The following is a 14,020-nucleotide window of genomic DNA, read 5'->3' as shown; positions in this document are numbered from 1 at the left end:
TGTTAGTGAAAATAAAAAAAACATAGATAGATTATGATTGTTTGTTAATATCACCAATCGGGATTGACATGTTTATTGCCCAGTTGGACAAATTCCAGTCATTGTCAATTTGTTGTGATACGAGGAACTGATAAATACCTAGAGATAACCGGGATGGATCATTAAATCCGACCAATGCTTTTGAGCCAGACGCTGACGATTGGAACACTACACGAAGAAGTGAATCTTGATTCCAATTTTCTGCATTAGGTATATACACAACCGTTCTCTTATCAAGTCCATTCAAAAGAGGAGTTTTATCTCCAACTATAGGAGCTGGCTCAGGAAGAATTTTCACAGCTTGTACTTTTTTGCCATCTACCGACACAGAAAGATATTTCCCTATACAGACTTGTATATCTTCGTTTGCCTTAATTCCCCAAAACAGAGGCTCATCTTTAGCTCCGATTTTTTTTATGAAATTTTTCATGAGGCGGTTTACTACACGCAATGATTCTTTATCAACGATAATGTCTGACATATTTGCACCTTTTAATTAGGCAAAATTGCCTTTTTTATTTGTTCTTTTTTCGTAAAGTTACTTTTCATAATACACAATCATTTTCGACAAACGCATTCTTACAGCACGGTTTGAACGGATAGCTTTTCGTATCTCAGTAAGCTTGGTTTCGTACTTATGAAAAAGCACTTCAAACCATGCCGGGCAACCCTTTAATTGAGACACAAAATATTGGTCACCTTTTCCCTTGTTAATATGTTTTATTTGTACTCGTCGGGGTTCTCCGCCGGGCAGAGTTTTAGGTTTATAAAGTTCCCCCCAACGAATCCGGTATGTGGATTGTTGTTTTTGGATGTTAAAGGTAAATGGTGCAAATTCATTACGAGCTTTCACATCAATCCAGAATTCTTCAAGTAGCGTATTTGCATCTTGTACCAGAACAAGAACAGCATCATCCAGCTCAGCAACTACTTTTTTTAAAGCATCAATATATTCTGCATATCTCACGACATACCTCTCGAAAAATAATTTAAAAATGTATATATATTATTAATAGGCAGAAGTGATTTGTTCTGCCTATTAAAAGAAAATGCCAATATCTGTCGTTTTGTAAGCAAACTCTAATATCTTTATCGGTGGTATGCCTTTAAATACATAGGCAGAACATATGTTGTCTGCCTATATAGTCCCAAAGCATTATTACTTATGCCTATGTATTAGACATAACATAGAGCTTATGCCTATACATGTTGGTGAAGAATATCTAGAAGGAAGGAAAAAACCAGTTTTTTAGGTACGTTTTCGTGTGGTTTTTCCGAAAATAGTCTTCCATCATCAAGAGCAAACCACATAAAAACCAATTTTTATTTCTTATTCTTATATCATTTTTTTATTTTGGTTTTTAATTTTCTCAAAAATACCAAAAGAGATTCTATCTTTCTATTCGATCCTACCATAGGTCATTAGATTATTATTTTGACACTACGATAATAGAGAAAAAATACTCGTCAAATGACATTTGAATGACAGTCAAATGAATGTTTTTCTATTGTTGTTAAGTTATCAAATAACAGTCAAAAGAAGCTCAAATGCGCATCTATTATTATTGAAATTAATCATTTGTTCGGTATTATCCATAATATAAATAGATATGAGTGACACAAAATTTGTAACAAAAAACCGTGAATTCTCTAATTATTGAGGAGACTGAGTGGTGGCTTATTAAGCTGAGGCAAAATGCATTGATTTATTTTTAAACAAAGGAGAAAGGATGACACAAGCTTCGAAGTTCATCGTTGGATTGGATATCGGGTATAGCAACGTAAAAATAGCCTGCGGGATATCTCAGGCTATTGAACCATCGATATCAATCTACCCGGCTTATGCAACAATAGAACCGGAAACTGATGTTGCACTCGGAAAAAAAAATGAAAATGAGTTGAAGGTTTACCGGCATAAAAACGAATGGAGAGTTTTTACCAACCGAGTCGGGCACCGAGAACTACATGACAAATATCATACCAGTGAAATGTATATGGCGTTATTTTACGGTGCGCTAATCAAAGCAACAATTGGTCGTAGCAACGTAATTGATGTGCTTGTTACTGGCCTGCCAGTGAGAATCGCAAACTCTGAATCTGAACGTAAGACGCTTTCTGAGCTTTTAATCGGCAAACATGAAGTTGCTCCCGGGCACGTTATCACTGTAAAAGAAGTCGCTGTATTGTCTCAGGGCGTTGGCATTATGAATGACGTTCTGAACCGTGACGGTTTGATTTCTGATGATGAAGTCGAATTTTCAAATATTCTTGTCATCGATCCGGGTTATTTCTCAACGGATTATGTAACTTTTTCCCGAGGTGACCGAAAGCGGGAATTCAGTGGCTCATCATTAAATGCCACCAGTGTAATCATTGAGGAAATTGTCAGGACACTGGAAACAAATCACCCAGAAGAAGGAATGCAAGAAGCTGAACGGATAGAAACAGCTTTTCGTCGTGGTGATAAAACATTCAATAATGGATTCCGCAACGTAGAAATCAAACCACTAATTGATGAAGTCACTCCACGAATCGTGGGTACGGTTGTGGCTGAATTGCTCAATAGAACAAGATCTATTGGTCCGATTCACATCATTGTTTCTGCTGGTGGGGGCATCCGTTTTTACGATTCATTTATCAAGGAAGCGTTCAAAAATGCCCGAGTTATCCAAAGTCCAAACCCTGTAGCAAGTAATGCTATTGGCTATTGGCATTATGGAGCAGAAGCGTTCAATAGCGATTCAGAGTAACGGCTACGGTAACCTGATATGAAAGTGCATGTGACTGTGGACGAGAGTATTTACCCGGAGTTACACGAGCTGATGGAAGCAACGCCGATGAGTAAGAGAGCACGCGTGCTTGCTAATCTTGCTTATAAAGCTTGCCTATTAAGTAACGCAGCACTAATGAATTCCGGTATTACTGCGCCCCCAATAGGGCGCTCTTCCAGCGGTAGGAAAAAAAAACAAGTTCGGAAGAAGTCACAAAAAACTGAGCCGGAGGCTTATATTCAACAGTCTTCAACTGTGACTAACCAAAATGATGGGACTAATGACCAGCCTGAACATCAGACCTATTCGAACGATTATGCTAAACAAATGGAGGATAAATCGTCGGGCAATGACTCACAAAGTAATAGCACGGACATGCTAGTTAAAACAGATAGTGTGGATATGTTAGAACAAAAGACATGGAAAGGTTCCACTTCTGGTCAGCAGATTGATGCTGCCGGGGAAGGAAGTGGAGAGAAGGTTGCGCAAGAGCCTGTAAGGAAAAAGCGCCGCTTACTGAAATAATCTAAGTCTTGGTGGGGTTTTATGAAAAAAATGCTCTTAACCTTGTGTGTGGTCACAGGTTTTTTTGCAGGGGAACGTTCTGCGAATGCGGCTATTGTCGATCTTCGTGGAACAATTTGGGAAAAGCACAGTAAGGGTGAATGTGGTGTTGACCCTTATCTGATGTATGCGATAGCTCTTTGGGAAAGCAAACAAAGAGCTGGTGGTGACTGGGTTGCTCCGAGTCCTTGGGCGTTGAATAACTCAGTTTATGGAGCTTATTATCCTACCAGCTATGCTGATGCTAAACAGGCATTAATCCGCTACATGAAGGCATCTCCAGTCACTGATATTGGTATTGCACAGGTTAACTATAAGTGGAATGGCCACTACGTATCAAAACCAGAAGATCTTCTGGATATTGAGACAAATATAAAGGTTCAGGTAAAAATTCTTTGTGCTGCTATCAAAAATAACCCGGATGACATCGAATTAGCCATTGGTAGTTACAATACGCCAAATCCAAAACTTCGAGATAAATCAATAAATTATGCTCGTAATGTTCTACGTGTTTGGAAGAGGTTAATTGAAAATGATTAAAGAAAATATTTCATTTTTGAAGTGTGCTGGGTCTATTGAAACTCGTGATAGCCGATTTTATAACAGCCCGTTCAATTTTTCAGAAGAGGACAAGATTATTCTGAATGATCGGGAGCAGAGAACCGAGCTGTTCAATATTATCGAAGGTATAACATTACCTATGTTTATTATTGAGCACGATACTTATAAATCTTCAAACCCTGTTCTTAATTTCGCAAGAATGGATTCGTATCTTTTAAAGATTGCGGTAATTATTTATAGCGTAAGACTTAAAATAAATGAAGAAGGTGACTCTGAGCGTTTTCTGTGGACCGGCTCAGAAGAGACGTTTTCATTTCTTTCAAACACGGATTATGACGGAATTGTTGATTGTTTAATTAAAGGAGAAATTTCAATCCGCCCTGTTTGTGAGCTTCATGACATTCTGAAGGGAAGATGGGAAATAAAGCATAATTATTCTCATCTATTGAGTCATTATTTGCAGTTACGTTATAAATACTGGAGGGTCGCATGAATCCTATAACAAAAAAAGAAGAGGGTGACCTTGTTTTGAAGATGGTTGCTTTAGGGTTTAGGAAGGTGATTATCTGCTCTACTCTTAAGGTATCGGAACGTTTGGTTGATTCATTAAAGAAAAGCTATGGGAAGGAAGATATTGGGCGTGGACGGCTAAAACTAGCAGTGTCTTTGTTAATGACGCGTTCGGAAAAAAGTGAAGCTACAAGCTTCATGTCTATTTATTTGCGCATTGCCAAAGACCCGGAAAAGGTAGCTGATATCAGAGAAATAATTACAGCGTATGAAATCTATCTAGATATGCATCACAAATTCCGGCCCAAACATTCGAATTCATCTGGTCTGACAATAGATGCAAATGCAGCATGGATTTTGGCCCGTGACTATAGAATAGAAGAGATCAGAATGGTGATATGTAATTACTGTGGTCAGTATTTCATTTCACCATACGAAACTAGACCAAAACATAAGTGTCCATTCTGCGAATAATGGTTTGTGACAAGACTAAATATCCATAGGGTAATTATGATGAAAATTAAAGCATTAACACTTAGCTTGCTGGCTACAACGTTCCTGCTCAATGGCTGTGCAAACGGTAATAAAAATGATATACCTCCCATGCCGGTTGATGTAAATCCTTCAACTGCATTGAAATTTGCGCGAGCTATGAATCTTCGCCTGATTACCGACTACCCTGATGGGCAGTATGTTATCTTCAATGAAGATACAGGGAAGTCTATTCGCCCCTTAAAAGAACCTGTGGTTGTAGGGAAACGAGGTGAAGTTAAATCATCTGGAAATGGAACAGCTGATGTCATTGCTGGTTTAATTTCACATAGTACACTTATTCCCGCTTTGAGTGTATTAACTTCACGATCTCCCAGCCCCTTTACCGATGGTTTAACTCGTGTAGCCACTTGGGGTGGAGGTGATGCCAATGCTAATAGTCTCACCATAAGTAAATTAATGAAAAAAAAATTACCACACTTCTATGGATTTGCTGACTCAGCTTACTGCAAAGATGGAATCGGATACGCATCACCTGTGATTTCAAAATTTGATCCAACTCAGTTTCCTAAGCCACCAATCAACACGTCCTCTTCAGCACAGATCATTATTACCAGTGCTTGTTTGAATGCATTGGCCCAGAAAAAAGAGAATGAAGAAAATATGGTTGAATTTAGTGCAGAGCTTGGCGAACAGTGGGCAGTGTTCGTTCCCGGCAGTCCGAGTAATGAGCCTAAAGTTTACAATGCGGGGAAAGAATACCGTTTCATTAAGTAAATCTCAGCATTATTAAAAAATAAAAACCCGCTTTAGCGGGTTTTTATTGTTACTCTTAAACCACCTTTTATAGAAGACTACATCAAATAATTCTTCTGTGAAGGTAAAATTTTTACTTATTTGACGCGAATTTTTTCTTCCACCGCTTTTTTTACACCTTCAACATCAATTCCATCTACTCCACTCTGGAATCGATCAAGTGTATTTTGACGTGTTCCATCCACATTGAGTATGCTGCCGGAACCAGTGATTTTATCAAGATTAATGCTATCTGCTGTTGGGAGTAAGTTAGCTTCATAAAGAGAACCTATCCATTCAGATAGATCTATTTTTGAGAAATCTATTTTACCAAATTCTTCAAGAGTGAACCCTCGACAGTCAGGATTTTTAGAATCGTTACCCCAGCCTATACCCAGTTGCCGACGTCCCTGTTCATGAATAATACGTGAAATCTGAGAATTAAAAGCGCAGTAGCTTGAACGTTTTTCAATGCATTGCCCCAAAGCTTTAGTTTGGCACCAGCTATCAATGAACGTTGCTAATTTTGTTTCTTTTTTCACTGCCAATTTGAATTCATCCTGAGTACAAGCCCAAATGATATTTACAAGGATATTAGCAATTTGGTAGGCCATGTAAGCATAGCCAACAACCGATATGGCTGAAACAAGAGTAGATGAAAGTTGTACTGAACTGGCTAGTGCTCCATCTGCACCGACAGCAGCACTCCCTTCAGCAATGCTAGCGCCAGCACCACCGGTAGCGCCAGCACCAGCTTCAAATATCATATTGGTAACACCTGCCCCAAACGTATCTAATGTCCATTGAGCGGCTTGTTTTGTTAGTGTGCTGATAGCGTTATCTATTACTGTAGATATGCCGAAATCTGATATCTTTTCGGCTACAACAGAACCGGCGTTACCACTTATAGAGTCTAAGGCGGACATAGCGGGTTTAGTGATTGCATCCAGTGCACTGCTTGCAAGCTCAGATCCCATATCGAATAGACCTTTCCCTTGCTCAAATATGCCAGCTTTAACTGAAACAGCGTCAGCAACTTTAAGGGTGTAATAAGATAACTGGAGGTACTGAATCCAGCTAACATCAACAGGTTGGTTACAGCAGTCAACCCATCCTCCCATAGCTGTTTTACACTGTAAAGGCTCTCCCTTGAAAACCTGACAAGTTGAAGAATCAATATTAGTATTACCTGACTGATCACAAGCTAATTCATTTTGTGCGAATGTTGCTGCTTGTAACATAGCTGCCGCCGTAGCAAAATCACCGCTTGGTTCAGATGAGGGAGCAAGGCAAGTTCCATTGATACACTGAACACCTCCCGGGCACTGGTATTCCTCATGGCTACTGGTCGAAGGAACCACGACACTTTTACCACAATCCCAAACCTCACTTGCCTGCCAGCAACCGCTGGTATTACCGCTCGCACCATCTAGACAGGTACTACGAATAAAGTTACAACTCGCATTTTCATACTGTTGACAAGTATTATTAACCCCATCAGTTGTGCCACAGGATGCAGTTACGAGCGCATTACGGCAAAAAGGGGATAACCCAAACGGAGGTACGTTGACAAAATCGTTCCGACAAACCAGAACGCCATCAATCGTTGTACATCCATTTTCATCAGGAGTGATACTATCATTACAGGCAACGGTATAGTTCTGACAGTAGCCTTGCTCAACAGCTTTTGCAAATTGATCGTATCCCTGATCAGGGTATTCCCAAATATCATTGTTAATTACTTTATTAGTATCGTATTTAATCTCAATTTTCGCATAACCTTCGCCTTTACCTGTAACAGATGTGCGCGTTTTAAAGTGAACAATCCCATCTTTATTAGAGCGTTTGAATTTATCTGTGATGTCTACATTTGGGTTTTGATCCCAGCTTTTTGCCAATTCACATTTACCACTTGTCTCAGGAGGGAACACATCTACCCCATAAGGTCCACCCCAAACCAAATCATCCCGGCCTGTTCCTCCCACATAGACTTGCATGTAGTCATCCCACTTAGCCCTTACCAATTTGACGCTGGTAATCGCCTGAGCATTTTTTACGTTGACTGACATTTGCTCTTCGAAGATTGTACATCTGCCAGACCAATAGTCATTACCAACCGTACCTACCCACAGTTCAATACAGCCTTTACCACATGACTTTATATTTGCAGGGCCATCATTATGAGACAAAATACCAACTTCGTAGGGATGATAAAGATGATACTGACCTGAAACTTCCAGCGTTCTGGTACATTCTCGATAATCAGGGATATGATTAACTTGCTCTTTTTTGTCAAGAATAATTTGTTTTGAGCAGTCACCAAGCAATGTCATGTATTCTTTCTGATTTTCGAGAAAGTCATTATGTTTTTCGAAAATGGAGTCTGTATTTTTTAGTGGTGAGGTTTTTTTAGAAGCATTCTGAATAGTTCTATAAGCATCACCACGTAATGAGTTTTCAGTAGACAGCGTGGTGCCGGTAGATGTACCCAACTTGTATGTTTCTGAATCATCACCATACACTGATTTCAATGAGTCAATGGATGTAGAAGAGCCTTGCTGATCTGGGTAAACTGAATTGAGATCTACCTTTTGCCCATGACCATAACTGATGCTACCTTGTCCACTTGCTTTTAAATTCGGAAGAGTATTATAAAAATTAACAGCATCTTGAGCCTTTTGATTCGTTGATGTGACATTAGTTGTGCTGTCTGCTGCATATGCGTAGGGGATAAAACTCATTAGCCCGATGTGGGATATGATAGATAACGTACAAATGGGTATAGAAAACCATCGCTTGCGAAAAAGTTTCTGCATTGTCAGTTCACCTATTTTTTTCTAAAATTACTGTCAAAGTTGCAAAAATTTCCACTCAGGCTATTAGGATTTTGCATTTAACGTGAGATTATGTGGACATGAATATGGCAGTATTCACGATAATGGTGATGTAGTAGTCAGGCAACAAACAAAGGCTACAAAAACAGTGGGTTTTATTAAATACTTTGACGTAACATAGTTAGTCTGTTTTTTGGCAACTAAATCCCTTAAAACTATTTTTTCAGTGAGGTGATATTATGGATAGTTTTGGTGTTTTCGGTATTATTCCAATTGCGGGCCAAGTGAACGGTTGCAATCCCGATGTAGGTAATGGCAAAGCAAGTAATAAGGCGAAAGATAGATATTTTATGCCTGATACACCTTCTGTTTTTAAGGAGAAGCTAATTACATCCGGTTTATTTATTGCATCTTTGCCAGTTTTGTACATGATTGTACAGTCGTAAAAATAGCTAAAAAATTAATGTTATTCAGTTAAGAAATAATCCAACTAGATCGATTGATAGATCCTAAATTTGGTTAAAAATATCCTCTCATTCTATTAGGTTATGAGGGTATTTTTGTTTAAAAAAGAAAATGGCTCAAAAATAGAACCGTCCGTCTGTCGAAAATGCTCAACTCCATTCAATCAAAAAATTATTTAATTAAATGGAGTGATATTATTATTTTTTAGGCGTCTTTTAGAATTTACGCCTATGTGAGTTAGGCCCGGGATTTCCGCTTGTGATTTCAATCACAATTGGTTCGTGGTTTCCTTCAACACCATCAGATCTATTAGCTCCATTATTAACAGTTTCTGGTGATGAACTATTGGAACGTGGAGCAGATATGCTCTCTTCGGAGCTATGAATTGCAGTATTGGAAGGCAGATGTTTGCCTGCCGCTTGGTTTAATCCCATTGTAACAGTGGAAAGAATATTACTATCATCACTACCTTGACGTTCGAATGTTGACTCAATAGCCGTGACTGCTCTTTCAGCCCATTCATAATTACCACCATGTACTTTTCCGTCAGCAGATTGGTAACCACCTGTCTCTAGGGCTACTGCTGCGACGGCATTGTCACGGGCAGCGTTAAGATCCTCACCAGCTGCACCGGCTTTACCTAGAGCATAGTATTCAGCAATAGCTATACTACCGGTGCTATTATTACCGTATTTGAAAGCCACTTCACCAGCTTGGCGACGTGTTTCCTGTATGACAGGATTGTCATTGCTTATACGGGATGTCAAACTATTAACGAAACCAAGTCCCTCTCGGATCGGGCTGCTCGGTGTCAGGTTAGCAATTGCGTTGTATGCGCTTTCCTGTTGTTGCGTTTGAACGACTTCTTTTTGTTTATTGTGATCAGAAATAATCTTTCCATTAGGATCAATTAAGTTATCAAACACACCCTCAACTTTTGCAGACATTTTCTTTGCATTAGTAATACTTTTATATGTTGAAACCATACTTTCTGCGTCACCGGTATTTTTTGAAACACCCTTGATTGTTTCATGTTTAAGGTTATTGATATTACGATTTACATTGCTGGCATCAGGCGCAATATTTTGATTAGTAGACGCTACGGTAGATGTAATTTCAGGACTACTACCGCCATTAATAAAACCTAACTCTGGGGCTATTTCATTAAGCTTTCCTGCATCTTTAAGAGCCAATACAGATGCGGCTCCCAATGCCTCTCTGTAATGTAACCCATTCTTAGCCATAAGATTCGCATAGGTGTTACGTTTCTCAGAAGCACCGGGTACTCCATTGATCATTTGCTGCATTTTTTCTTCTAACCCCGGTGAATCGGTAACTGTTTTACCTAGAACATCAAACTTCATCTCTTGATTAACGGCAGAAGACTGGCTGAATATTTCAGCTTCTGAATACTGTTTCTCAGCGGTTTGCAGCTCGTTATAAGCACTAGAGTAAGAGGTTCCATTGCTTGAAGATATACCTAATTCACCGCTTTTACTTGCTATATTATTGATCGCGCCCTGTAGTTTTTGCTCATAATTAGCCCCCAAAGAATCAGTAAGACGAGCTGCGTCAGTATCGACTGAGGATTCACCAGTATTGATAGATTTGCCATGCTGATCTGTAGTTGCTGTTGTTGCGCTGACACTGACAGATCCAACAGGAGTGCTAGGGCCGATGGAAGCGTTACCTGCTAGGCTATTTAGTTTTGCTACAGCATCTGTTGCATCAAGACCATGTTTTTCGGCAAAGGAATATATTTTAGATGCATCGCTACCGAAAGCTTGTTGTAATGCGGTTGCCACTATTGCGTTCTGTGCGCTGGCATTAGAACCACTTTCTTTGTTTGTAGCCAGTGCGTTTACAAAAGAGTTCCTTGCCGCAGATTCCTGAGCAGTTGCAGATTCTTTTCTGGACTGAGCGCTTGATAAGTTTGCTGAAGCCATTTCTTGCATAGAAATACCTCCAACTACAGATGATGCTCCGGTGATGGTAGTTCCACCAAGTGGGGTATGTGAGAATTCAGCACTTCGATTATTTAAGGCTGGTGCATTAGTCATATCAGGGGAAAGAACTTTTGTATCTGCTGGAGCCGGAGCCGCTGCTGAGTTTGCCAGCGAGTTAAATGCAACTGCACTACCCCAAACGATAAACCCACCCAGTGCGGGAATGAGACTAAACAGATTACCTGCAAGGGCTATATTCTTTTGTGTTGAAACCAGTAAATCATACATCTGGTTGAAAGCAGGAACAGTAGATAATCGTTGAATGCCCTCATAACCTATGCTCATGATTGCGGTTGCATCGGTTTGCATCTTAGTCAGCATGTAGAGGTTAATTATAGCCGCCAATGGCACCCATGTTTGAGTCCAGACAATGATCAGGAAGTATTTTGTGATGAGCCGCAGACCCATTATCCCCAGACCAAGGAGAAATGCCATGAATGGAGTCAACGCGTAAACTACACCCTGAAAAATAGGCATGAACGAAGACATCCAATAAAGGAATGATGATCCACCAGAAGTCCATTGAAATGCCTGTTGAGTTTGTGTCTGTGTGCGAGCTATTGCCGCGTTTCCTTTAAATGCGTCTAATTGAGCATTTACCGGAATTTTGATGATGTGAGGCATCATCATCATTTGCAACTGGAAATCACGAATATCTGTAGATGAGAGGTTATAGAAATTCATCATTTCTATAACCTTATCTTTTGGAGAGCAGGCTTTACAACGTCCTTGAACAGAAAGTATACGTCCATAATCCGAAGTGATTGTGGAGTAAGAGTCGTGGGCCTGATTTTTTAGTTTGGTGAAAGCTTCCGCACAAGTGTACTGTGATGCATATTTCGGGTTAATTTTGGGGCCATTCGAATTTTTACCATCGTGGAGAACGGCATAAGTTGAAAGATCAGACGATGCAAGTGCATCAATACCAGAGCGACTACGCCAAATATTAGAATAGGTGTTTGCATTACGTGTAATGTCATTGATAACACAGGTTCTAATATAGCTATCAATAGATGCAGCAATATCAGAATTATTTTTTTCATTTCCCATCATCCAGCGCATGGGATCTTTCATCGTATCGTAATATGCAGAGAGGGTAAATAACGGGTCAAGTGCTCCGTATTTCGTCATTGCAGGTGTTGAAAACGCTTGTTCCATGAATTCCGTAATGGAATAACCGACAGTTGAAATGATCGAGGCGGGTGCTGCAATCCCCCACGGAACATTGTCTACCGCTCTGTACTCGCCGGTCGTAGAGTCTTCAAGGTTTACTCGTGCTGGAACTTGAAAGAAGAGCATGTACATGACAACACAAACAGCCATTTGACCGAATGACAACGTTTTACCTCCTGATACAGCGGAGGCAATCACTATGCCGATAACTCCTAATAACGCTGAAATACGGAAAGTATCAGAATACGTCCCATTATTGAGCATCATTGCAATAGCGTTAAAAACGTTATAAAGAAAATCAACGCTCCCAACGGTATAGATATTCCACTCGCTCATAATTACTCCTTATTGAGCACTTAAAGGAGACTGATCTGCTTCATAATGTTTAGTTTGCAGTGCGTTCATGTATGTCATTTTTAATTCAAATATTTTACTTTCACCACCATATTTAGTTGATGCTGCAAGATAAGACACCATCAATCTTTTTCGTGCATCCTCAATTAAGCCCGTGCATTTTTCAAAATATGAGGCGGATGGATTATCATTAGAAATCTCATATCTTGCGCTTGTTGCAGCAGCTGTCAGCATGTCGTTGATATATTGATTCGCGGCTGAGTAAGCCAGAATAGGAGCAACTTCATTGATATAAGATTTTGCCATGTTAAGATCACGACGGGCCAGATCAGCAGCCGTGGACGCTGCACCGTTTTTATTGAAAAAGTTTGCTTTTTTCAATTGGCTATCTGACAAGCTAGCGCCGGAGGCAATAGCATCTAAGTAGCCATCATTGTTAAAGAAATTGATAATCTTAGAAGCCAGTCCATCAATTTTAATTGTGTTTTTTCGAGGGTTTGGACAGCTTTCGGTATCAGTGCATTTATAAACGTCATATGATTCATTACCATGAATCAAGGTATTAAGTGCATCGGTTGTATCCAGTGGTGCCAGAAGATGTGGAGTCCCACCTATAAGACCACCACTCTTATCTTTTTCAACTTTTTTGCCGATGATGTATGTGCCGGTCAGAGACATAACAAATTCTTTCTGGACTTGCTCAGAACCGGAAAATTGGTCAGTAAATTCACTATTATGAAGCAGACACCACATCAGATTTCCGTAATCTTTGCACGCTTCACGTTTGCCACTTTCTTCTTTAAGAGAAATAGGGTTTGCTTTACCGTTTTTTCCTCCCATATGTGCACTGAACTGTTCAGCAAGTCCCGTGCTGGATAACTGAGATGCAACGGTTGAACCGGCTTCCTCACTGAAGGCTCGGGCGGTGTCTACGAGAAGTCCTTTTGCTAACTGACAGGAATTTGCCGTTAAATCGTTCATTTGCTGGATGACCGCCTGCATTCTGGATATGGCGTTATCCAAAACAGCATCCATCGCATTAAGTGCGAGTTGGAATGCCAGACCAGCGGCGTTTGCAGCGATGTTACGCAACATCTGAACGAACTCATCAGCGTTGATGAATGTAAATGAACCACCAAAAAGATCAATACCACCGCATCCACCAGCAGCGCTAGGGAGCTGAATATTAATAGGGGTTAATGAGCGGAGTTTATTTCGCAGAGTAAAACCACCCCCAGTATAACCTTCCCGAGTCACACTACGGTAATCACCGGGATTAGTCGTATTGGACATTGAGCCAAACATGTTGTTCAGCTGGTCATTAATGCTCTCTGCATTTGAAGCGGGTACAAAAGTGAACAACCCAGTAAATAGCACTGAAGCAGCTAAGATACTGATCCTAATATTTTTCACAGGCGTGAGGGTAGAAAAACACTTTTTCATGTAATTATCTCCG

The 14,020-nt window shown here is 40.0% G+C and carries 12 protein-coding genes; 7 read left to right on the top strand and 5 right to left on the bottom strand.

What is annotated here, in order from left to right; all coding sequences use genetic code 11:
* Positions 1-31: 31 nt before the first annotated feature.
* On the bottom strand, positions 32-520 hold the full coding sequence (locus AACS92_RS11715; protein ID WP_099108537.1) for a hypothetical protein: 489 nt from the start codon (positions 518-520) through the stop codon (positions 32-34).
* A 57-nt stretch (positions 521-577) separates the two neighbouring features.
* Positions 578-1,006, bottom strand: a complete 429-nt coding sequence (mobI, locus tag AACS92_RS11710) for a conjugative transfer protein MobI(A/C) (protein ID WP_099108536.1) — start codon at positions 1,004-1,006, stop codon at positions 578-580.
* A gap of 763 nt (positions 1,007-1,769) precedes the next feature.
* Between mobI and AACS92_RS11705 the strand changes: the two genes are divergently transcribed.
* From AACS92_RS11705 to AACS92_RS11680, 6 genes are read left to right on the top strand one after another with little or no spacing between them, the layout of a single operon-like run.
* Positions 1,770-2,789: a ParM/StbA family protein gene (locus tag AACS92_RS11705; protein WP_099108535.1), complete on the top strand. Its 1,020-nt coding sequence runs from the start codon at positions 1,770-1,772 to the stop codon at positions 2,787-2,789.
* A gap of 36 nt (positions 2,790-2,825) precedes the next feature.
* On the top strand, positions 2,826-3,335 hold the full coding sequence (locus tag AACS92_RS11700) for a hypothetical protein (RefSeq protein ID WP_153044728.1): 510 nt from the start codon (positions 2,826-2,828) through the stop codon (positions 3,333-3,335).
* Between the two features lie 21 nt (positions 3,336-3,356).
* A complete protein-coding gene (locus AACS92_RS11695) occupies positions 3,357-3,914 on the top strand; it encodes a transglycosylase SLT domain-containing protein (protein WP_099108533.1) in 558 nt (185 codons plus the stop codon).
* On the top strand, positions 3,907-4,428 hold the full coding sequence (locus AACS92_RS11690; RefSeq protein WP_099108532.1) for a hypothetical protein: 522 nt from the start codon (positions 3,907-3,909) through the stop codon (positions 4,426-4,428). The genes AACS92_RS11695 and AACS92_RS11690 overlap by 8 nt, the downstream gene beginning before the upstream one ends.
* On the top strand, positions 4,425-4,919 hold the full coding sequence (locus AACS92_RS11685; protein WP_099108531.1) for a FlhC family transcriptional regulator: 495 nt from the start codon (positions 4,425-4,427) through the stop codon (positions 4,917-4,919). Before AACS92_RS11690 ends, AACS92_RS11685 begins: the two co-directional genes overlap by 4 nt.
* Positions 4,920-4,955: 36 nt before the next feature.
* On the top strand, positions 4,956-5,714 hold the full coding sequence (locus tag AACS92_RS11680; protein WP_153044727.1) for a hypothetical protein: 759 nt from the start codon (positions 4,956-4,958) through the stop codon (positions 5,712-5,714).
* 116 nt (positions 5,715-5,830) lie between these two features.
* Here AACS92_RS11680 and traN read toward each other — a convergent pair whose 3' ends face one another.
* Positions 5,831-8,548: a conjugal transfer mating pair stabilization protein TraN gene (gene traN / locus AACS92_RS11675; protein WP_099108529.1), complete on the bottom strand. Its 2,718-nt coding sequence runs from the start codon at positions 8,546-8,548 to the stop codon at positions 5,831-5,833.
* Between the two features lie 257 nt (positions 8,549-8,805).
* Here traN and AACS92_RS11670 point away from each other — a divergent pair, with 257 nt between their 5' ends.
* Entirely contained in the window at positions 8,806-9,012 is a 207-nt protein-coding gene (locus tag AACS92_RS11670; protein WP_099108528.1) for a hypothetical protein, read from the top strand.
* A gap of 234 nt (positions 9,013-9,246) precedes the next feature.
* Here AACS92_RS11670 and AACS92_RS11665 read toward each other — a convergent pair whose 3' ends face one another.
* Positions 9,247-12,546, bottom strand: a complete 3,300-nt coding sequence (locus AACS92_RS11665) for a conjugal transfer protein TraG N-terminal domain-containing protein (RefSeq protein ID WP_099108527.1) — start codon at positions 12,544-12,546, stop codon at positions 9,247-9,249.
* A 9-nt stretch (positions 12,547-12,555) separates the two neighbouring features.
* Positions 12,556-14,007, bottom strand: coding sequence for a conjugal transfer protein TraH (locus AACS92_RS11660; RefSeq protein ID WP_099108526.1), 1,452 nt, complete (start codon positions 14,005-14,007; stop codon positions 12,556-12,558).
* Positions 14,008-14,020 lie beyond the last annotated feature (13 nt).

Source organism: Xenorhabdus sp. KJ12.1, from assembly GCF_963876495.1.
GTDB lineage: Bacteria > Pseudomonadota > Gammaproteobacteria > Enterobacterales > Enterobacteriaceae > Xenorhabdus > Xenorhabdus stockiae.
This window is presented reverse-complemented; position numbering and strand designations above follow the sequence as displayed.

What these genes read in the sequence shown, in the direction of transcription:
- AACS92_RS11715 (WP_099108537.1), bottom strand. Translation starts at nt 520, where the DNA reads ATGTCAGACATTATCGTTGATAAAGAATCATTGCGTGTAGTAAACCGC.
- AACS92_RS11680 (WP_153044727.1), top strand. Translation starts at nt 4,956, where the DNA reads ATGATGAAAATTAAAGCATTAACACTTAGCTTGCTGGCTACAACGTTC.
- traN (WP_099108529.1), bottom strand. Translation starts at nt 8,548, where the DNA reads ATGCAGAAACTTTTTCGCAAGCGATGGTTTTCTATACCCATTTGTACG.
- AACS92_RS11695 (WP_099108533.1), top strand. Translation starts at nt 3,357, where the DNA reads ATGAAAAAAATGCTCTTAACCTTGTGTGTGGTCACAGGTTTTTTTGCA.
- AACS92_RS11690 (WP_099108532.1), top strand. Translation starts at nt 3,907, where the DNA reads ATGATTAAAGAAAATATTTCATTTTTGAAGTGTGCTGGGTCTATTGAA.
- AACS92_RS11685 (WP_099108531.1), top strand. Translation starts at nt 4,425, where the DNA reads ATGAATCCTATAACAAAAAAAGAAGAGGGTGACCTTGTTTTGAAGATG.
- AACS92_RS11660 (WP_099108526.1), bottom strand. Translation starts at nt 14,007, where the DNA reads ATGAAAAAGTGTTTTTCTACCCTCACGCCTGTGAAAAATATTAGGATC.
- AACS92_RS11665 (WP_099108527.1), bottom strand. Translation starts at nt 12,546, where the DNA reads ATGAGCGAGTGGAATATCTATACCGTTGGGAGCGTTGATTTTCTTTAT.
- AACS92_RS11705 (WP_099108535.1), top strand. Translation starts at nt 1,770, where the DNA reads ATGACACAAGCTTCGAAGTTCATCGTTGGATTGGATATCGGGTATAGC.
- AACS92_RS11670 (WP_099108528.1), top strand. Translation starts at nt 8,806, where the DNA reads ATGGATAGTTTTGGTGTTTTCGGTATTATTCCAATTGCGGGCCAAGTG.